We start from the raw sequence: 18,500 nt of genomic DNA, 5'->3' as shown, positions 1-18,500 counted from the left end.
GAGGCGGAGGGAGACGACGAGACACGCGGATCTGAGAGGCACGCTTCGGCCGGCGTTTGCGGTCCCTATTCCCCGCTCAGGGTCAATGCGGCGATGGCTTCGCGGACGGATCGAAGGGTGTCCCGCGTGCCGTCGGACACTTCGCCGGGCGGGACGTTGGCCGCTGCCTTGGCGGGTTCATGGACCGACGGGACGGTACACAGGGTGAACCAGTGACCGGCCAGGAATCGACTGGCCTCCTCCTCGGTGGCGAGACTGAACAGGCCTCCGTAGAACCACGGTTTGGGGTCGGTGCCGGGGGGGCATTGGCGTCCCATGGCGCGGGCGCGACGGCAGGAACGGAGCAGTCTGTCGGGGGCTTCCCTGGCGAGGTGATCGAGATAGGCCTCGGCATCCTCCCGGAGACCATGGTGAACGAGCCACCGTCCATTGACGCGGCGGGCCCAGGCGACGTCATCGTCCGGAGCCGCAGCTGATCTCGGGCCGGGAGAAGGCGTTGGGCTGGAGTCCATGAGGGTACCTTGCGCGCCGGTGGGGCATCGGACAACGGCCAACTGGGCGACGGCGGCGCGGTTGCGGGCGGAGAGGAGGATGACGGCGGGCAGGATCGCGGAGCGCCTGGGGATGGGCACGCGGGGACACCTGAACCCCGTGCTGGTGTGGCGACGGAAGGCCCGGGGGAAGCCGCCGTGATTAAGAACTGACGGGGGAATTCCGTGGCTCTTCCGGGCTTGCCAATGGCAGGCGGGTCTCGCAGTTTTTCCGGCGTCCGCGGTCGGGGTCGTAGCTCAGTTGGTAGAGCGTCTCGTTCGCAATGAGAAGGTCAGGGGTTCGACTCCCCTCGGCTCCACCACTTCCTCGGACAGGGGTTCTGGCGATTCGGGAATGGCGAATGGCTAAAAGGGGGGCGCAGTGGGGTCAGGGTATGGGGGGATTGGGCGGTGGGGGGTCCCAGGGGAGGGTGAGGCGGAAGGTGGCGCCCTTGCCGGATTCGCTTTCAGCACGGACTTCACCGCCATGGGCCTGGACGATGTGCTTCACGATGGAGAGGCCGAGTCCGGTGCCGCCCTGTTCGCGGGAACGCGCGGCATCGACGCGGTAGAAGCGTTCGAAGACGCGGTCGAGGGCTTCGCGGGGGATGCCGGGTCCGTCGTCGGCCACCCACAGTTCGGCGCGGGCGGCGCGGGGATTGGTTTGGGCGCCGACCGTGACGCGTCCGCCGGCGCGACCGTATTTGATGGCGTTGTCGATGAGGTTGAAGAGGACCTGCTGAAGGCGGTCGAAGTCCACGCGCAGCGAGAGGTCCTCCGGGACGGCATTGACGAGCTGGACCTGGCGGTCGGCGGCCCGGGCGGTGAAGTCTTCGAAGACGCGGGCGACGAGGGGATGGAGTTCGCCGGCCTGGCGGTTCATGACGACCTGGCCGGCTTCGAGCTGGGAGATGGTGAGGAGATCCTCGATGAGGAAGGTGAGACGGTTGGTGTGTTTCTCGATGGTCTGGAGGAAGCGGAGGGCGACTTCGGGATCGTGTCGGGCGCCGTCGATGAGGGTTTCGACGTAGCCCTTGATGAGGGCGAGGGGGGTGCGGAGTTCGTGGGAGACGTTGGCGACGAATTCGCGGCGGGTGCTTTCGAGTTCCTTGAGGCGGGTGACGTCGTGGAAGACGAGGATGACGAGGCGATGACGCGGGTCGCCGTTGCCGGAGGTGGTGGCGTTGACCTGGAGGATGCGGGGATGGGGGCCGTGGAGTTCGAGTTCGTAGCCGAGGGCCTGGCCTTCGAGGCGGGCGCGCTGGGCGAGTTCCTCGAGTTCATGGCGGCGGAGGGCCTCGATGAGGGTGCGTCCGCGCATGTCGTCGGGGAGGGCGAAGATCTGTTGGAGGGGGCGGTTGATCCACTGGACGCGGGCATCGGGGCCGAGGACGAGGAGGCCTTCGACCATGCAATTGAAGGCGGCGGTCTGGCCGGCGCGGTCGCGTTCGAGTTCGTCGCGGAGATGGCGTTCAAGTTCGCGGGCGCGGGCGGCGTCGCGATCGAAGCGGAGCCGGGCGCGGTGCCATCGCCACCCCCACCAGGCATGGCTGGCGACGAGGGCGGCGGCCAGGGCGAGGGCGACCGCGGTCCACATGGAAGCGTCGGGAAGGCCGGGATCAGTCCTCGGCGAAGCGGTACCCGACGCCGCGGACGGTATCGAGGTGGCGGGCGGCGCGGCCGAGTTTTTCGCGGAGGCGGCGCATGTGGGTATCGACGGTGCGGGTGTCGATGATGTTGTCGTATTCCCAGACGTCCTGGAGGAGCTGTTCGCGGGACTGCACGCGGCCGCGACGTTCCATGAGGGTGGTGAGGAGTTTGAACTCGGTGGCGGTGAGGTCGATGCGTTTGCCGCCGACGGTGACGAGGTGGCGGGGGATATCGACGGCGAGGTCGCCGGTCTGGAGGCGTTCGGGGCGTTCGGCGGACTGGGTGCGGCGTTCGAGGAGTTTACGGACGCGGAGGACGAGTTCGCGGGGGCTGAAGGGTTTGGTGACGTAATCGTCGGCACCGAGTTCGAGGCCGAGGACGCGGTCGATTTCGGCGGCCCTGGCGGTGAGCATGATGATGGGGACGCCGGCGGTGGCGGGGTCGCGGCGGAGGAGTTTGCAGACTTCGAGGCCGTCCACCTCGGGGAGCATGACGTCGAGGAGGATGAGATTGGGGGCGTAGAGGCGGGCGGCTTTGAGGGCTTCGGCGCCGTCGGCGGCGGCCACGACCTCGAAGCCGGCGCCCTTTAGGTTGAAGGAGATCAATTCGACGGCATCGGGCTCGTCGTCCACGACCAGGATTTTTGGCATGACGCGGCGCGTGGCTACCATCGATGCGGAGGGTGGGGCAACGGAAGGGGGGTGACAAGGGGGTTACGAACTGGCGACGCGGGCGTCGTGCATCCCGGAGTTGTGGGGAGATCTGCGAACTTCGCGAATCCTCGTCTCGGAGGGCCGAGTTCCACGAGGCCGCAAGGGAGTGGAGCGTTGGGATGAGGACTCGCGGAGCTCGTCCCTCCGATTCACGGCCTCCTCACCCACAACTCCGGGATGCACCAACGTTGGCGGAGCGTTGCATGGGGGAGTGGAAGCGGCACACTGGCGGGGCGCATGAACGGTGCCGTACTTCGAAGTGAGATTCGCGATCTGGCCGGGCGGGTTGAGGCGGGGGAGCGATTGACGGTGGAGGACGCGGGGCGGTTGTTTGCGTGCCGGGATCTGAACGCGCTGGGGTCACTGGCCCATGCGATGCGGCTGAGGCGGGTGGGGCGGCGGACGAGCTACCTGGTGAACCGGTACCTGAACTACTCGAACTACTGCATTCTGAGCTGCCAGTTCTGCGCGTTTGCGAGGAAGCGGCGGGATGCGGACGGGTTTGAGCTGACGGCGGAGCAGATGATCGGGAAGGCGCGGGAGGCGCTGGCGATCGGGATCACCGAGCTGCACATCGTGGGGGGGCTGCATCCGTCGCTGCCGTTTTCGTATTACCTCGAGTTTCTGCGGGCGTTGAAGTCGCTGGATGCGCGGCTGCAACTGAAGTGTTTCACGGCGATCGAGGTGCTGCACCTGGCGTGGCTGGCCAGGAAGTCGGTGGAGGAAACGCTGTCGGAACTGCGGGCGGCGGGACTCGACGCGCTGACCGGCGGCGGGGCGGAGATCTTCCGTCCGGCGGTGCGGCAGCAGATTGCGCGGGGCAAGGAATCGGCGGCGGAGTATCTGGATGTGCATCGGACGTGGCACCGGCTTGGGGGGCGGAGCACCTGCACGATGCTGTACGGGCATGTGGAGTCGGTGGAGGACCGGGTGGATCACCTGAGGCAGTTGCGGGACTTGCAGGACGAGACGCGGGGGTTCACGGGGTTCATTCCGCTGCCGTACCAGCCGGACAACAACCGGATTCCGGTCGAGCACGGGCCGACGGGATTCGATTCGCTGCGGACGCTGGCGATCAGCCGGCTGTTCCTGGACAACTTCGATCACCTGACGGCGTACTGGGTGGGGTTGGGGACGAAGCTGTCGCAGGTGGCGTTGAGCTACGGGGCGGACGATCTGCACGGGACGATCCTGGAGGAGCACATCTTCCACATGGCGGGGGCGACGTCGCCGCAGGGCCGGACGGAGGCGGAACTGGTGAAGGCGATCCGGGAGGCGGGATTCGTGCCGGTGCAGCGGAACACCTTCTACGAGCCGATCCGGGTGTGGGATGAAGGGGCGGCCGAAGGAGCGCCGATGGGGAACGGCGGGGTGTCTGGCGAGGTGCTGAGGCGAAATCTGGCGACGGCGTAGGGCAGCCTTGCAAGGCGGAAAGGGGGTCCCGTAAGGTCCGCGCACCCGCCCCGGACACGGACACACCCACAGGACGGAGGGGGATCGAATACGGCCATGCACAACGGAATCCGCGCCCAGTTGTCGGTAATGATGTTCATCCAGTTCTTTGTTTGGGGCTCGTGGTATGTCACGGCGCCGAACTACCTGGGGACGATAGGATTTCAGGCCGGGGACTTTGGCTGGACGTACTCGGTGGGGCCGATTGCGGGGATGCTGTCGCCGTTTTTCGTGGGGATGATTGCGGACCGGTTTTTTCCGGCGCAGCGGGTGCTGGGGGCGATGCACCTGATGGGGGCGGGGCTGATGCTGCTGGCGACGCTGATGATGCGGGCGGAGAGCCCGTCGCCGGGCCTGATCAACCTGGCGTTCTTCGGGCACATGCTGACGTACTACCCGACGCTGGCGCTGACGAACACGCTGGCGATGCGGAACATGACGGATCCGCAGAAGGAGTTTCCGATGATCCGGGTGTTCGGGACGATCGGGTGGATTGCGGCGGGGTTGAGCCTGACATGGCTGAGTCTCGACCGGAGCATCGGGATGTTCTACCTGACGGTGGGGGCGGGGGTGGCGCTGGGATTGTTCAGCTTTTTCCTTCCGAACACGCCGCCGACGGCGACGGGGCCGGTGTCGGCGCGGCAGATTCTGGGGCTGGATGCCCTGGTGTTGTTGAAGGATCCATCGTACCGGACCTTCATGATCGCCTCGACGCTGATCTGCATTCCCCTGGCGTTCTATTATCAGATCACCAGCCGGGTGGTGGAGATGACCGGGCTGCCGATTGGCCAGACGATGTCGTACGGGCAGATGTCGGAGATCTTCTTCATGATCGTGATGCCGTTCTTCTTTGCGCGGCTGGGGGTGAAGTGGATGCTGATGGTGGGGATGATGGCGTGGGTGGGGCGGTATTTCCTGTTTGCGATCGGGGCGCCGGACCAGATCCGGTGGATGATCATTTTCGGGGTGCTGCTGCACGGCATCTGTTACGACTTCTTCTTTGTGACCGGGCAGATCTACACGGACCAGGTGGCACCGCGGACGATCCGGGCGCAGGCGCAGGGGATGCTGGTGTTGTTCACGCTGGGGCTGGGGATGTTCATCGGGGCGCAGGTGGCGGGCCGGATCGAGGCCCGGCACACCACAGACGAGGCGAAGGCGCTGTCGGTGCAGGTGGTGGCGAAGGCGGCCGAACGGGATCGGGTGACGGCGTTGGCGGCGGGCGCGAGCGGGGCGGAACGCGAATCCCTGGAGGCGCAGGCGCGGATTCTGGGAAATGAGGCCGTCGAGTTGCGCCAGGCGGAGCTGAAGGCCATCGAGTGGCGGCCACTGTGGATGAAGCCCGCCCTGTTTGCCGGGGCAATCATGATGTTTTTCCTGGTGGCATTCCGGAATCCGCGGCCGCGGAACGGCGCTGCCTGAACCTCAAAGCCTGCAGACACCACGCAGACCCCAACCTCATGAACTCTCCGATGGATCGTCGCCAATTCCTTCGTCGCACCGGGCTTGCTGCCGCCATGGCGGCAGCGGGGTCAGGAACCGCGCTGGCACCGCTGGGGGCGGCGGCCTACGGGCCGAGGCCCAGGGCGGAGAGCCGGCTTTATCGGATCTCGCTGGCCGAGTGGTCGCTGCACCGGGCGATCTTCTCGGGGGCGATGGATCACATGGACTTCCCGAAGGTGGCGCGGCTGGACTTTGGGTTGAGCGGGATCGAGCTGGTGAACCAGTTCTTCAAGGACAAGGCGCGGGATCGTGCGTACCTGAGCGCCTTCAAGCAGCGGGCGTTGGAGATGAACGTGCAGACCCTGCTCATCATGGTGGACGGCGAAGGGGCGTTGGGCGATCCCGACGAGGCGGCGCGGACCAAGGCGGTGGAGAACCATTACCCGTGGGTGGAGGCGGCGCAGTTTCTGGGGTGCCATTCGATCCGGGTGAACGCGGAGACGCGCGGGGTTGGGAGCTTCGAGGAGCAGCAGGACCGGGCGGCCGACGGTTTGGGGCGTTTGTCGGAGTTTGCGCGGCAGCACGGCCTGAATGTGATTGTCGAGAACCACGGGCAGTTGTCCTCGAACGGCGCGTGGCTGGCCGGGGTGATGCGGCAGGTGGGCATGGCGAACTGCGGGACGCTGCCGGACTTCGGGAACTTCCAGATCCGGGCGGGGGAGGTGTACGACCGTTATCGCGGGGTTCAGGAGATGATGCCGTTTGCGAAGGCGGTCAGCGCCAAGTCGCACGACTTCGATGAGAACGGGGACGAGATTCACACCGACTACCGGCGGATGATGCGGATTGTGCTGGATTCGGGATACCGGGGCTGGGTCGGGATCGAGTACGAGGGGGGCGGCGTGAGCGAGGCGGAGGGGATTCTGAAGACGAAGGCACTGCTCGAGCGGGTGCGGAGCGAATTGGAACCGCACTACGCGTAGGGGTCAGGGCCCTGGCGATGGAGCGAGGGATTCCGACGGTCCTGCTGGCGGGGCCCACGGCGTCTGGGAAGTCGGCGGTGGCGCTCGTTCTGGCGGAGGCCTTGGGTGGAGAGATCCTGACCGCGGACTCGATGCAGGTGTACCGGGGGCTGGACATCGGGACGGCCAAGCCGACGGCGGCGGAACGGGCACGGGTACCGCATCATCTGATCGATCTGGTCGATCCTTGGGAATCGTTCGATGCGGCCCGCTGGCTTGGATGCGCACGATGGGCGCATGCCGACGTGAAGGGTCGGGGGAGGGCATCGGTGGTGTGTGGCGGGACGGGGTTGTACTTCCGGGCGTGGCTGGAGGGGCTCGATGACGATTGCCCATCCGATCCGGACCAGCGGGCGGCCCTGGAGTCGATGCCTTTGGGCGAGCTGCTTCAGGAACTGGAGGCGGGGGATCCGGAGACGTGGGCCCGGGTGGACCGGTCGAATCCGCGACGGGTGATCCGGGCGGTGGAGCGGTTGCGGCGGACGGGTCGGGCGGGGGCGGGCGGGTTGGGGGCGGTGGTCGAGGGCCGGGACGCAGGAATGGTAGTGGTCCTGCGGCGGACGCCCGCCGATTTGCGCCGGCGGATCGACAGCCGGGTGGACGCGATGTTTGCGGGAGGGTTGGTGGAGGAGACCCGGGGATTGCTGGAACGGGGGTTGCGCGGGAATCGCACGGCGATGCAGGCCATCGGGTATCGGCAGGTGGTGGAGCATCTGGAGGGCCTGGCCGATTTGCCGGATACGATTGCGCGGGTGAAGACCAGGACGTGGCAGTTTGCACGCCGGCAGATGACGTGGTTCCGGCATCAGATGGCGGCGAGGTGGATCGACGTGGCGGTGGAGGAGCCGCCGGAGGTCACCGCGGGCCGGGTGAGGGAGGGGGTGGAGATGGATCGCGGGAGCGGCCTCGGTGAGATGGGGTCAGGGTGAGGCTGGCACCATTTCCTGCAGCAGTCCTCGCGCTCGCGATCGTACTCGTAATCTTAATCTTAATCTTAATCTTAATCTCCCTCGCCCCCCCAATTCCCATGCGCAATGGGAAGACCGCACAAGACCGAACCCATCGCACCCGCCACGAGGCAGGGCTCAAGAAGGTGCGCCTGGGGGTTCGAGGACGAGGACGAGTACCGCCCTTCGGGCTGAGTACGAGTACGGGGAGGGAGAAGGGATGTGGAGCGATGGATTGCGGACTCGCGGAGCTCGTCCCTCCGAGACGACGCTTGGCGAAATTCGCACCTCTCCCCACGACTTCGGGATGCAAGGGGATGGATACGCCCATCCTGCTGATTTTGCCTTGAACTCGGCCTTATGGATTCGCGAGGCTCCGGATCATCAGCGGTGGAATTCCAACGGCTTGAAGACCGCGCCGGGTGAGCGTCCTGGGGCAGGTTTTCGAGCGCTTTCCTGGGAGGCGTTCATGGGGGTGGTGTCGGGATGGAAGGCCGCTGCGGCAGCAACGGAGCGAGATTGCCTCCAACGATCACGAGAACCCTATGGAGCCATCCGGGCAGGCGGCGGGCGAATGCGTCACGGTGGACGATCTGCGGGACTTGATCGGGGAATTGCGGATGGTCGCGGCGCGACTGCTGGCATTTGAATCCCGCAACCACACCTACACGCCGACGGCGCTGGCGATGACGGCGTTGCGGCGGGCGAAGTTGAAGGAGGAGGCGTGGGAGGATGTGCGGTGGGAGAACCGCGGGCATTTCATGGCGGCGATGTCGGTCGCCATGCGCAATGCGCTGGTGGACCATGCGCGGCGGCGGCGGGCGAAGGGTCGGAGCAAGGTGCTATACCTGCCACCGGACGAGGATGTGTTTCGGGATCTGCCGGCCGCGGCGGAGGAGAAGCCGGAGCGGGTCCTGATGCTGGAGGAGGCGCTGACCCGCCTGGGCGAGCAGGATGCGCGGCTCGCGGGGATCCTGCGTCAGCACTACTACTTCGGGTACACGGTTGCGGAGATGGCGCAGTTTCAGGAGGTGAGCGAGAAGACGGTGGACCGCGATTTGAAGAAGGCGAGGGTGTTGCTGCGGAAAATGCTGGAGGCGGCCTCGAGGATGGGTGAGGCATGAGGATTCCGACGGAAGGGCACTGGCGGCGGGTGGAGGAGTTGGCGGAGCAGTTGGGGGCGTTGTCGGCGGAAGAGGCGTTGGTGCGGCTTGAGGAACTGGCTGCTGCGGGGGAACCGCCGTCGGTATTGACGCTGGTGGGGGTATGGCACGGTCTGCCTCCGATCCAGAACGGGCTTGGGCCTGGCGCGGTGGTGGGTGGGGGCTACACGCTGGTGGAGAAGATCGGCAACGGGGGGATGGGTGCGGTGTGGCGGGCGACGCAGCGGACGATCGAGCGGGATGTGGCGCTGAAGATCCTGCATCCGGCGGTGGTTTCGGCCCAATCCCTGGAGCGTTCGCTCGATGAGGTCCGGCTTCTGGGGCGGTTGAGACATCCTGGGATCGTGCGGGTGTTCGATGCGGGATATCATGAGGATCCGGTTCGCGGGCCGCTGCCGTATTTTGCGATGGAACTGGTGGATGGGCAGGCGCTTGACCGCTGGGCGGGGGCTGTTGGCGACGATCGGAAGCGGAAACTGGAGGTGATGGTGGCGGTGTGTGAGGCGGTCCAGGCGGCCCACGACCGTCACATTGTTCATCGGGACCTGAAGCCGGCGAACATCCTGGTGGGTTCGGATGAGCGGCCGGTGATTCTGGACTTTGGGATTGCGCGGTTTTTGGGGATGACCAGCGCGGGGGATCCGGCTCATTTCTCGGGAACGCCCCACTATGCGGCGCCGGAGCAGCATCTTGGGCTGGACACGGATTTCCGGCGGTCGCAGAGCGTGGACGTGTATGCGTTGGGTGCGGTGCTGTTCGAGATTCTGTCGGGGCGGCGGCTGTTCGAGTTTCCGCCGGGGACCCGACTGGCGGCGGTTCGGCAGGCGGTCCTGACCGCGCCGATGCCACGGTTGAAGGATGTGTTGCCGGATTGTCCTGAAGAGCTGGATTTGCTGGTGGCGCGGGCGGTTCGGCGGGATCCGGCGGATCGATTTTACTCGGTGGCCTCGTTGGGTCGGGCGATGGCCCGGGTGTCGGGGAGCTACGGGCTACCGGCGAGGCCTGTGCCGGCATGGGTGCCTGCCGCGGGTGCCATGGTACCCGGGACCGAATGGCGTTTGATCGAACCGCTGGGGGATGGTGGCACCGGGGAGGTGTGGCTGGGGCAGCATGAGCGGCTGGGTCAGCGTCGGGTGTTCAAGTTCTGCGCCAGCGAGGCGAAGGTGCGAACGTTGAGGCGGGAGTATACGCTGTACCGGCTGCTGAAGGAGCGGATCGGGCGTCACCCGCATTTCGTGCAGCTTCACGAGGTTTCCCTGGATGAGCCGCCATGGTATTTGATGATGGAGGGGGAGGATGCGCGGGATTTGGAGACGTGGTGTGCGGAGCGACCGGACGGGTTGGGAGGAGTGCCATTGCGGACGCGGATCGAGATTGTGGCGCAGGCGGCGGAGGCCTTGGAGGCGGCGCACGACGCGGGGATCCTGCACCGGGACATCAAGCCGGGGAACCTGCTGGTGCGGGATCAGGGGGCTGGGGGTTCGGGGGGAGCGGAGGTTCATGTACTGATTGCGGATTTCGGGATCGGGCAGGTGGTTTTGGATGAGATCGCGTCGGCGGAGGGGCGGCCCGGGTTCACGCGCACCTTGTCGGGGATATCGAGGTCGGAGTTGTCGGGGACCATGCTTTATCTGGCGCCCGAGGTGTTGGAAGGGGGGGCGGCGACGGCGCGGTCGGACATCTACAGTCTGGGGGTGGTGTTGTGGCAGTTGCTGGTGGGCAATCTCAAGGCCGCTCTGGACCCGGCGGACTGGCCCATGCGGATCGAGGATCCGCTGCTTCGGGAGGATTTGAACCGGTGTCTGGCGGGAACGCCGGGCCGGCGGTGGGCCAGTGCGGGCGAGCTGGCGGCGAGCCTGCGGGCGCTGGAAGCCAGGCAGGCGGGGGAGCAACGGCGCCGGGCGGAGATTGCGGCGCGCGAGCGGGCGGCCTACCGGCGGGGGGTTGCGCTGACGGCGGTGCTGGCGAGCGGGGTGGTGGCCCTGCTGGCGTGGTTCGGGTGGTACGCCGTGGATCGGGCGCGGGCTGCGTCGGCGGCGGAGAGCGAAGCCCGGATCAACGCCCAGTCGAGCCAGCTCAACGAACTGGCACGATTGGCGACGAGTGAGGCGCCGAACCGTATTGAATCGGTTCGGAGCGTCCTTGCGCGGGTGGAGGCCCGGTCGGACGACGAGCGGCGACGGATGGCGGATGCCTATGTGCGGGTTCTTGAGTTGGAGGACTGGTCGATTGAGGAGGGGAAGGGTTTGGCGTTGGACGGGCGGGGGCTGCAGGCGGTGCTTGAGGGGAGTTCGAGATTCCTGCTGCGACAGGTGGCGGGGGGCGGGGTGGACTTGATCGACGGGCTGGACGGGAGGCGGCTGTGGCGGAGCGAGGTGGAATTGGAGCAGCCCGCGGTGCTGGCGCTGGCGCCGATGGCGGCGCGTGCGGCGGTCGGGTGGCGGCGGCAGGTCATTCTCCTGAATGGGAGCGACGGGACCGAGGAGGCCCGGATCGCCCTCGGGGGTCCGCCACTTTCGTTGGGGTGGAACACGCGGGGGGATATACTCGCGGTGGGTCTTGCGGACGGCTGGAACGAAGGCGGGGTTGAACTGCGGGCGGCCCCGGATTGGGCTGTGAGCGGAATTCTGGCGGGCGACGATTCCGGTGTGCGATCCCGTCCGCCCACAGGCCTGGCGTTCAGTCCGGACGACCGGCTTCTGGCCCAGTGGAGCCTCCATTCGCTGGAACTGCTGGTGTGGGAGTTGAGTGTCGGCCGGATCGCGGTATGCGCGTATCACCCGGCACCGGTGCGGAAGGCGATATGGACCGCATCGAACCGGATGATTGCTGCCGCTGCGGATGCGTACCTGTACGCCTGGGGCATCGAGGAGGGGGGACAACGTGCGGTCCGGGTGGATCGACCGCTGGCCCGGTATCCGGCGAAGGGTGACAGCGAGGCGGGGCATCCGAGGCAGTGGGAGCTTCTCGCACGCTTTCCCCGCGACGGCTATCTCGTGGCGGCGGATGAGGCCGGCGGTGTGTACTGTTTCGATGTGCTGACCGGGCGCCCGTCGGTCGCCGTCACCCGCGGTTCCCGTCCTGTGGCCCTGGGGCGGCGGGGAGACGACCTCGTGATTCATCGGGAGGATGGCGGCGTCGGGGCGCTCCGCCGCGTTCCGAGTCCGGTCACCCGCGCCTTCGCCAGCCAGCGGCTGGGCCGGATCGAGGATTTTGACGTGGCACCTGACGGAATCCTGGTGGCCTGTGCGGGTTCGGGGGGTGTGACGGTGTTTGATGGGAACCGGCGCGAGCATGCGGCATCGGGAACGGCTGCCATGAGTCGCGGGGTACGGTTCCTGACGCCGACAAGCCTGGTGGCGTCCTCGCGGTTCGGGGATCTCGGTCTGGTCTGGGATGGAGGAACCCTGAACCGGGGCGCTCTGCCATTGAGCCGCGCATTCAGGGAGGTGGATCCAGAGGAGGCACCGGCCCGCATTGTGTTGAACGTGGGAAAGAGCCGGGCTGCGATGGTGCGCAGGGGCCGGATCCAATGGGCTGAGCTTGGGGGTGGGGAGGTCGTGGAGATGGAACGTCCGGGAGGGGGCGGGGTGGAGGATCTGGCGATGTCGGGGGATGGGGGGAGGATTGCCTGGGTGGATGAGGGGCTGCGGGTCTGGGGTGCGGGGTGGGGGGACCGGGTTGCGGCGGCACTCCCCGGAAGCGGGCGCCGTGTGGCGTTTGTCGGGAACCGTTGGTGTGTGGTGAGCGGTGGAGGGGAGGTGCTGGTGGTGGATGTTATCGGGGCGAACCCGGCCGTGCGGGTGGATGGGGAATGGGGGGAGGATTCGCTGATGGAACTGGCGGTCCAGCGGACGGGGGTGGTGGCGGCCGGCGCGCTGAGTTCGGGAGGAATAGTCCTGGGACACTTCAGGGTGGAGGAGTCACCTCGACTAAGGCCGGTGGTGTTATTGGGGGCGGGGGCGTTTTCGAGGTTTGAGCGGCTGCGGTTTGCAGGAGGGGATCGCTGGCTGGGGGCGATTGGCGAAGACGGGCAACTGCGGGTTTGGGATGTCGGGATGATCCTGAGACTGCTGGGGGAGGAGAACTGCCTGCCGTCGTGGGCGGGCGTGGAATATGCGGGGATGAAGTCGGGTGTCCCTCTGGACACGGAAACGACGCATTAAAGGCAGGGCGACGGAATCGATGCTCATGGCGGACACATTCGAGGAATTCGTGACGGATCCGCGGGGGGGCGGCGGGCCGGCGGATCCAGGGGCGATGCCGGCGTGCGACGGCGGCGCCTGGCCTGCGGCGGACACGAGCGATGCTGACGGGCGGCAGCAGATCGAGTTTCTGGCGGCCTACTACCGCCTCAACCGGCTGCATCGGGCGTTGGAGGAGTGTCGCGCGGGGGCTGCGGGTCCCGGGGCCGAGGCGGTCCTGGTGGCGGCCCTGCACCGGGCGATTGAGTTTCGGGACCGGCTCGAGGACCGCTGTGCCCCGGTGGGGTTCGATGCGGAGCCGGTGATGCGCGGCAACCAGGCGGTGGATCTCGTGTTCCGGTATGCCCGGAAGCGGGTTGTCGAGAACCACCGGCGGCACAGCGAGCAGGAGGCGTGCGTCAAGGTGGCGCTGCCGGATGCGGGGCTGCTGGCGAAGGTGGCGTCGATTCCGGGCATACCGAGGGAGGAGATCCTGGCGGATCTGAATCGGATGGGCTGCGCGACTACGGGCGCGGGATCGGGGCCGCGACCGGGGGGAGGCGGGGGATGACGAAGCTGATCCTGAAGTGTTCTCTGTCGCCCGGGGACATCGTCATGCTCACGGCTGCGGTGCGGGATTTGCATCGATGCCATCCGGGGCGGTTTGTGACGGATGTCCGCACATCGTGTCCGGATCTGTGGCGATACAATCCCTGGTTGACGCCGTTGCGGAGCGACGACCCGGAGGTGCGCCACATTGAGTGCCGGTATCCGCTCATTGACAGGGCCAACAGCGAGCCCTGGCATTTCCTGCACGGTTTCGTGCAGCATCTTGGCGGGGAGCTGGGAGTCTCGCTGCATCCGACCGCGTTCCGGGGTGACATCCATCTTTCCAAGAGTGAGATGACGGACCCTGGTCCCGTCGAGGAGGTGCATGGGGACAGGCGTCCGTACTGGATCATCGCGGCGGGGGGGAAGTATGACTTCACGATCAAGTGGTGGCACCGCCGGCGGTGGCAGGAGGTGGTGAATCGGCTGCGGGACGAGGTGGTGTTCGTCCAGGTGGGGGAGGCGCATCATTATCATCCACGGCTGGAGGGCGTGGTGGACATGCGTGGGCGGACGACGCTGAGAGAGCTGGTTCGGCTGGTGTATCACAGTCGCGGGGTGGTGTGTCCGGTGACGTCGTTGATGCACCTGGCGGCGGCGGTGCCGCAGCCTCCGGACCGGCGGGGTGAGCGGCCCTGTGTGGTGGTGGCCGGCGCGAGGGAGCCGGCGCACTGGGAGGCGTATCCCTGGCACCGCTATCTGCACACCGTCGGCACCCTGCCCTGCTGCGCCTCGGGAGGGTGCTGGAAGAGGCGGTCGGTGCCCCTTGGGGACGGAGACTGCAACGACGATCCGGAGAGGCTGTGTCTGGATTTCGATGCCGGGGTGGGATTGCCCCGTTGCATGGCGAGCATTGAGGCGCCGATGGTCATTCAATCCGTGCGAGCCCACCTTCCTGCGCGACAGGTTCAACCCATTACCATCTATCATGAGTAAAGTTGCGAAGACGAAATCCCCAGCGGGCAGCGGTCCAGACCAGGCGAAGGGGGCGGAGCAGGTTGAGCAGCGGTCGCACGCCGAAACCCCTCGGGAGGCGTCGGCCGGCACGAATCAGTGGAATCCGGATGCGATGCCCACTGAGGAATACCCGCTGACGAGGCCCCATCCGCCGCCGCTGAGTGTGTCGGGCGGACCGGTTCGGTTTCCGGAGTCCGGCGAGCATGAGATGGCGGGCAGTGAGTTTCCGGATTTTGTCTGGGACATTGTGAACGCGATGGACCGGCTCAACACGGGTCTCTACCACTACCGAGTGGGAAGGGCCAACGGACTGGACGCGAGCGAAGCGAGGAGACTGTACGACATGGCGGTCCGGAATTACGCGGATCTGAGGATCAAGTGGGGGGCTGAGATGAGGGATCCGTACACGTGGATTCAGCCTGCCATCACGGTGGACGGGTACATCACCGAGGTGTTGGTGCGGAGCCGCGCGTTCAGCCTCGAGACGCCGGGGCAGTCGGAGTCCCGCAATTCGACGAATCCGCCGGGAAGCGGATGAAGGGTGCCGCGGCTTGGGGGATGCCTGGTCCACGCCGGGTTTCCTCAGCGACGATCCCAACCATGAGATACTCCGTCCCCTTTGCATCTCCGGACTGGCGCCAGGGACGTCTGGGGCGCCGGGCATTTCTCCGGCGGGCGGGATGGATGGGGTTGGCGCTGGCGGGGGCATGGCGGGCGACTGGCGAGAGCGGGGAGGCGGACATGCGGGAGTGTTTTCGACGGATGGGAATATTGCGTGACGCGGTGCGGCGCTGGCAGCGGGCGCACGGGGCGGAGGAATGGCCGGCCGACCTGGGGGCGTTGCGGGTCGAGCGATTGCTGGCCTATCCGAGGGCGTGGGTTTGTCCCCTGGCGGAGCGAAGCGGGACCTATCTGTTCGCTCCCGAGGGGGATCTCCATTCGTCGAGCACCTACAACCCGGAATCGAATTACAACTATGAGTTCAGCGCGGATCGGGTGGATCGGGCGATTCTCGGGGAACTGCCGGACATGGAGATGCGGGAGTGGAAGGTGGCCCTGACCCGGACGGCGATGGGCGGCCGGGTGCCGATGCTGCGATGCCGGCGGCACGGGGATACGGTGTTGAATCTCGGGGTGGATGGACGCGGCTATCTGAGCGGCCGGTACTGGGAGTACACCTTTCCGGACATACGCCCGGAGCCCTACACGATGCCGTGGCTGCTGTCCCGGCATTCCGGGGCGCCTGGGCAAACGGATCTGCCGAGGCCCGAGGGGTTGCCGGCGGGCTGTGTGGATCTCGAAGGAGCGGCCAATGCGAATCCGGATTTGCCCTGGATGGACGGGCTGCCGGACGGACTGACCCTGGATGGGTTTCTGCGGGAGACCCGGTGCGGTGCGGGACTGACTCCGGATCCGTTCGATGCCCGAAGGATGATCCAGACCACGGGCGGGACGGTGGCGACCTGGCAGGAGTTCGAGAAGGGGGAGGGTTTTCTGGGTCAGGCTTATCCCCTGGAGAGCCGGGAACTGTCGCTGGGGGGACGGACGGCGGGCCGGATGGTTGTGCTTCATGCCACCGCCTGTCGGGGGCGGCCTGGAGAGATTGCGGGGGAATGCGTTCTGCGCGTGCGCGGGGAGGCCGCACCCATTCGGAGGCCGCTGATGTACGGGCGCGACACCGGCTGCTGGAGGGATTCGCCGGTGTCCGGGGAAGCCCGGGTGGTCTGGACCGGACGTGTGGGGGACGGTCCGGGCGTTTTGTACGCCACCGAGATCCGGATCGGCGCGTCGGGAAGGGGCCGTGAGATGGAGGGCTTCACCCTGCGGGCGGACCCCGGGTCCTGCGCCTCGCCCTTCGTGCTGGGGGTGACACTTTGGAAGTGACTGTTGATCCCACCTGATTCAATCCATGTACAACTCAATTCTTGCCAATGAATGCGGCGAAGATGGGGCGTATTTCCCACGCTACTGTTGCAGGATCGGTGCGGCCAAGGCGCCCGGTTCCAACTCCAAAGAAGCCTCTGCCGGGAGCGACGCAGGGGCCGCCGGTGGCGGCGATAGGGCTTACGAGTGGTGGTCCACCGGGATTTTGATTCATGAATGCGCGGTCCTGACCGTTGCGCATGGGCCGCGGTCGGAACTGGTGATGGGGGACCGCGTTCATCTTCCGGGATTGAAGGGCGTGTCTGATTCGGAGCGGATTTTCCGGGTTCGACGGATCATCGATCATCCGAAGGCTGGCAGGGGGCATGGCTTCGATGTGCGGTTGCTGATGCTCCAGTTCGACGAGGGGCAGTGGGGGAATGAGAAGGGTTCCGTACGGGGGCAACTGGCGCAGCGGGCGTTTGATCTGAGGAATTGTGCGACACTCGAAGCCCACGACGAATTCCGGGATCTGAGGATCGCGGGATTCAGTGACAGTTCCGGCGAAAGCCAGGGTAAGAATGGCCATCGGCGCAAATGGCGGGAGGTGACTTACAGCTCGAAGGATCAGGAGCCGGCGATCCACGGGCACGATGCGGAGCGGGAGTATGTCTTCAAGGCATGCGAGTGCGATGTCAGCAAGCAGGAGCAGGGCAGGTGCATCGCGTTTGGGGACAGCGGCTCGCCGGTGTTCATGGGCAAAGCCGAGGAGAACAAGCTCGTGGCCATGTATGTGCGGCGGTCGATCAACGAGCCGGTGTCGGCCAATCCGCATCTGGTGGCGCTCCGGTTGAACAAGGGCCTCATCGATTGGTTGGATGCCATCCGACAGCGATACGCTCCCTGAGGGGCGGGTGGGATGCGGGGGCCGGAGTGGGAGGGAACCAAGCCGTAACCATGCAACAAGGTCGGGGGCGCTGGCTTGGACTTTTCGGGCAAGAGCTTCGTCGTTCGCTCGTTAGGTATCCCGGTTCCGAGACGCACCTCGCTCACTCCTCGTCCTGCCCGAAACTCTGCGGCGCCATCGCTTTCCTCCTTACTGCATGGATACGGCTAAGGTGAACGGGAGGCTATCGGCGACGGCCTGTGTGCTGGTGTATGGGGAACATCCGCGGATTGCGGAGCGGTTTTTCCGGCAGTGGAGGCGATGCGGGCAGGGGATTCCGCTGCGGGTGGGGATGAATGCGTGCGGGGTTCGGACGGAGGGGATTGTGGCGAGGGCGATGTCGGAGGGCCGCATGATTCGGCGGCTGGGGATGGATGGGAATCCCGGGAAGGCGGCGACGATGCGGCGGCTCTTTCGCGAGCCTGGAATCGAGACCGAGTGGACGATCTGGTTCGATGACGACTCGTTTCCGTTCCGGGCGGACTGGCTTGCGTCCTTGGAGATTGCCGTGGCGGCGCAGCCCGGTGCGGTGATTCTGGGGATCCCGGCGTCGGTTGGAGTGGACGAGGCGGGGCGGCGCTGGATTGAGGAGGCGCCCTGGTACCGGGGCATGCCGCTGCTGCCGCCGGACCGGCCGGGATGTGTGGGGCGGATTGATTTCGTGCTGGGCGGGTTCTGGGCGATTCGCAGCGCGTGGATCCGGCTGCTGGACTGGCCGGACCGTCGGCTGGTTCATTTTGGAGACGACTACTTCCTTGGGGAGGCGATCCGGCAGAACGGCGGAGGGTTGGGGCGGTTTCGATCGGGCGTGCGGGTGGATACCGAGCCGCGGCGGGCGCCGCCGGGGCTGTTCGGGTCGCCTGGGGGACCGATGCCAGGTGGAGAGCCCGGGGTTGTGACCGGGTGACGTCGGGAGGGACGGGCGAAGCCGGGAGTGGAAACAGGCGGCCAATGGGGGGGGCGATTCGGGGGGGAAACGAACCGACCGCATCCTGCCTCCCTGGCGCGGCGGGATGCGGTC

General features: G+C 66.6%; 15 protein-coding genes and 1 tRNA gene. 13 read left to right on the top strand and 3 right to left on the bottom strand.

Annotation, left to right across the window (positions count from 1 at the left end):
- Positions 1-65: 65 nt before the first annotated feature.
- Positions 66-632, bottom strand: coding sequence for a hypothetical protein (locus tag KF833_00660; protein ID MBX3743795.1), 567 nt, complete (start codon positions 630-632; stop codon positions 66-68).
- A 145-nt stretch (positions 633-777) separates the two neighbouring features.
- On the opposite strand from KF833_00660, the gene KF833_00655 reads away from it, so the two are divergent.
- Positions 778-853 (top strand) — tRNA-Ala (locus KF833_00655).
- Positions 854-918: 65 nt separating this feature from the next.
- Here the strand turns inward: KF833_00655 and KF833_00650 are convergent.
- Together KF833_00650 and KF833_00645 are read right to left on the bottom strand one after the other, a co-directional pair.
- Positions 919-2,127 (bottom strand): PAS domain-containing protein, encoded by a 1,209-nt coding sequence (locus KF833_00650; protein MBX3743794.1) that lies wholly within the window; start codon positions 2,125-2,127, stop codon positions 919-921.
- Positions 2,128-2,149: 22 nt separating this feature from the next.
- Complete coding sequence (locus KF833_00645) at positions 2,150-2,830, bottom strand: response regulator transcription factor (protein MBX3743793.1); 681 nt, start codon at positions 2,828-2,830, stop codon at positions 2,150-2,152.
- Positions 2,831-3,130: 300 nt separating this feature from the next.
- On the opposite strand from KF833_00645, the gene mqnE reads away from it, so the two are divergent.
- From mqnE to KF833_00585, 12 genes are all read left to right on the top strand, one after another.
- The gene (gene mqnE, locus KF833_00640) at positions 3,131-4,306 is read left to right on the top strand and encodes an aminofutalosine synthase MqnE (GenBank protein ID MBX3743792.1); all 1,176 of its coding nucleotides are present in this window, start codon (positions 3,131-3,133) and stop codon (positions 4,304-4,306) included.
- A 96-nt stretch (positions 4,307-4,402) separates the two neighbouring features.
- Complete coding sequence (locus KF833_00635) at positions 4,403-5,767, top strand: MFS transporter (GenBank protein ID MBX3743791.1); 1,365 nt, start codon at positions 4,403-4,405, stop codon at positions 5,765-5,767.
- A gap of 50 nt (positions 5,768-5,817) precedes the next feature.
- Complete coding sequence (locus tag KF833_00630; GenBank protein MBX3743790.1) at positions 5,818-6,771, top strand: TIM barrel protein; 954 nt, start codon at positions 5,818-5,820, stop codon at positions 6,769-6,771.
- Between the two features lie 17 nt (positions 6,772-6,788).
- The gene (gene miaA / locus KF833_00625) at positions 6,789-7,739 is read left to right on the top strand and encodes a tRNA (adenosine(37)-N6)-dimethylallyltransferase MiaA (GenBank protein MBX3743789.1); all 951 of its coding nucleotides are present in this window, start codon (positions 6,789-6,791) and stop codon (positions 7,737-7,739) included.
- Positions 7,740-8,302: 563 nt separating this feature from the next.
- Entirely contained in the window at positions 8,303-8,881 is a 579-nt protein-coding gene (locus KF833_00620) for a sigma-70 family RNA polymerase sigma factor (protein ID MBX3743788.1), read from the top strand.
- Positions 8,878-13,086 carry a serine/threonine protein kinase gene (locus KF833_00615; GenBank protein MBX3743787.1) on the top strand — a complete coding sequence of 1,403 codons (4,209 nt, stop codon included), beginning with the start codon at positions 8,878-8,880 and terminating at the stop codon, positions 13,084-13,086. Before KF833_00620 ends, KF833_00615 begins: the two co-directional genes overlap by 4 nt.
- Before the next feature lie 25 nt (positions 13,087-13,111).
- Complete coding sequence (locus KF833_00610; GenBank protein MBX3743786.1) at positions 13,112-13,675, top strand: hypothetical protein; 564 nt, start codon at positions 13,112-13,114, stop codon at positions 13,673-13,675.
- Positions 13,672-14,649 (top strand): ADP-heptose--LPS heptosyltransferase, encoded by a 978-nt coding sequence (locus tag KF833_00605; GenBank protein ID MBX3743785.1) that lies wholly within the window; start codon positions 13,672-13,674, stop codon positions 14,647-14,649. Before KF833_00610 ends, KF833_00605 begins: the two co-directional genes overlap by 4 nt.
- Complete coding sequence (locus tag KF833_00600; protein MBX3743784.1) at positions 14,642-15,208, top strand: hypothetical protein; 567 nt, start codon at positions 14,642-14,644, stop codon at positions 15,206-15,208. The genes KF833_00605 and KF833_00600 overlap by 8 nt, the downstream gene beginning before the upstream one ends.
- A gap of 62 nt (positions 15,209-15,270) precedes the next feature.
- A complete protein-coding gene (locus KF833_00595) occupies positions 15,271-16,554 on the top strand; it encodes a hypothetical protein (protein MBX3743783.1) in 1,284 nt (427 codons plus the stop codon).
- A gap of 205 nt (positions 16,555-16,759) precedes the next feature.
- On the top strand, positions 16,760-17,440 hold the full coding sequence (locus KF833_00590) for a trypsin-like serine protease (protein MBX3743782.1): 681 nt from the start codon (positions 16,760-16,762) through the stop codon (positions 17,438-17,440).
- A 196-nt stretch (positions 17,441-17,636) separates the two neighbouring features.
- The gene (locus KF833_00585; protein MBX3743781.1) at positions 17,637-18,386 is read left to right on the top strand and encodes a hypothetical protein; all 750 of its coding nucleotides are present in this window, start codon (positions 17,637-17,639) and stop codon (positions 18,384-18,386) included.
- Positions 18,387-18,500: the final 114 nt, after the last annotated feature.

The organism is Verrucomicrobiia bacterium (genome assembly GCA_019634625.1).
In the GTDB taxonomy this organism is placed as follows: Bacteria; Verrucomicrobiota; Verrucomicrobiia; order Limisphaerales; family CAIMTB01; genus CAIMTB01.
The sequence above is the reverse complement of the archived record's forward strand: the minus strand, read 5'-3'. Positions and strand labels throughout refer to the sequence as shown.

Bases quoted from the DNA above. Each gene is read 5' to 3' on its own strand.
- KF833_00635 (MBX3743791.1), top strand. From the start codon at position 4,403: ATGCACAACGGAATCCGCGCCCAGTTGTCGGTAATGATGTTCATCCAG.
- KF833_00645 (MBX3743793.1), bottom strand. From the start codon at position 2,830: ATGCCAAAAATCCTGGTCGTGGACGACGAGCCCGATGCCGTCGAATTG.
- miaA (MBX3743789.1), top strand. From the start codon at position 6,789: ATGGAGCGAGGGATTCCGACGGTCCTGCTGGCGGGGCCCACGGCGTCT.
- KF833_00630 (MBX3743790.1), top strand. From the start codon at position 5,818: ATGGATCGTCGCCAATTCCTTCGTCGCACCGGGCTTGCTGCCGCCATG.
- KF833_00620 (MBX3743788.1), top strand. From the start codon at position 8,303: ATGGAGCCATCCGGGCAGGCGGCGGGCGAATGCGTCACGGTGGACGAT.
- KF833_00595 (MBX3743783.1), top strand. From the start codon at position 15,271: ATGAGATACTCCGTCCCCTTTGCATCTCCGGACTGGCGCCAGGGACGT.
- KF833_00650 (MBX3743794.1), bottom strand. From the start codon at position 2,127: ATGTGGACCGCGGTCGCCCTCGCCCTGGCCGCCGCCCTCGTCGCCAGC.
- KF833_00605 (MBX3743785.1), top strand. From the start codon at position 13,672: ATGACGAAGCTGATCCTGAAGTGTTCTCTGTCGCCCGGGGACATCGTC.
- mqnE (MBX3743792.1), top strand. From the start codon at position 3,131: ATGAACGGTGCCGTACTTCGAAGTGAGATTCGCGATCTGGCCGGGCGG.
- KF833_00615 (MBX3743787.1), top strand. From the start codon at position 8,878: ATGAGGATTCCGACGGAAGGGCACTGGCGGCGGGTGGAGGAGTTGGCG.
- KF833_00600 (MBX3743784.1), top strand. From the start codon at position 14,642: ATGAGTAAAGTTGCGAAGACGAAATCCCCAGCGGGCAGCGGTCCAGAC.
- KF833_00610 (MBX3743786.1), top strand. From the start codon at position 13,112: ATGGCGGACACATTCGAGGAATTCGTGACGGATCCGCGGGGGGGCGGC.
- KF833_00585 (MBX3743781.1), top strand. From the start codon at position 17,637: ATGGATACGGCTAAGGTGAACGGGAGGCTATCGGCGACGGCCTGTGTG.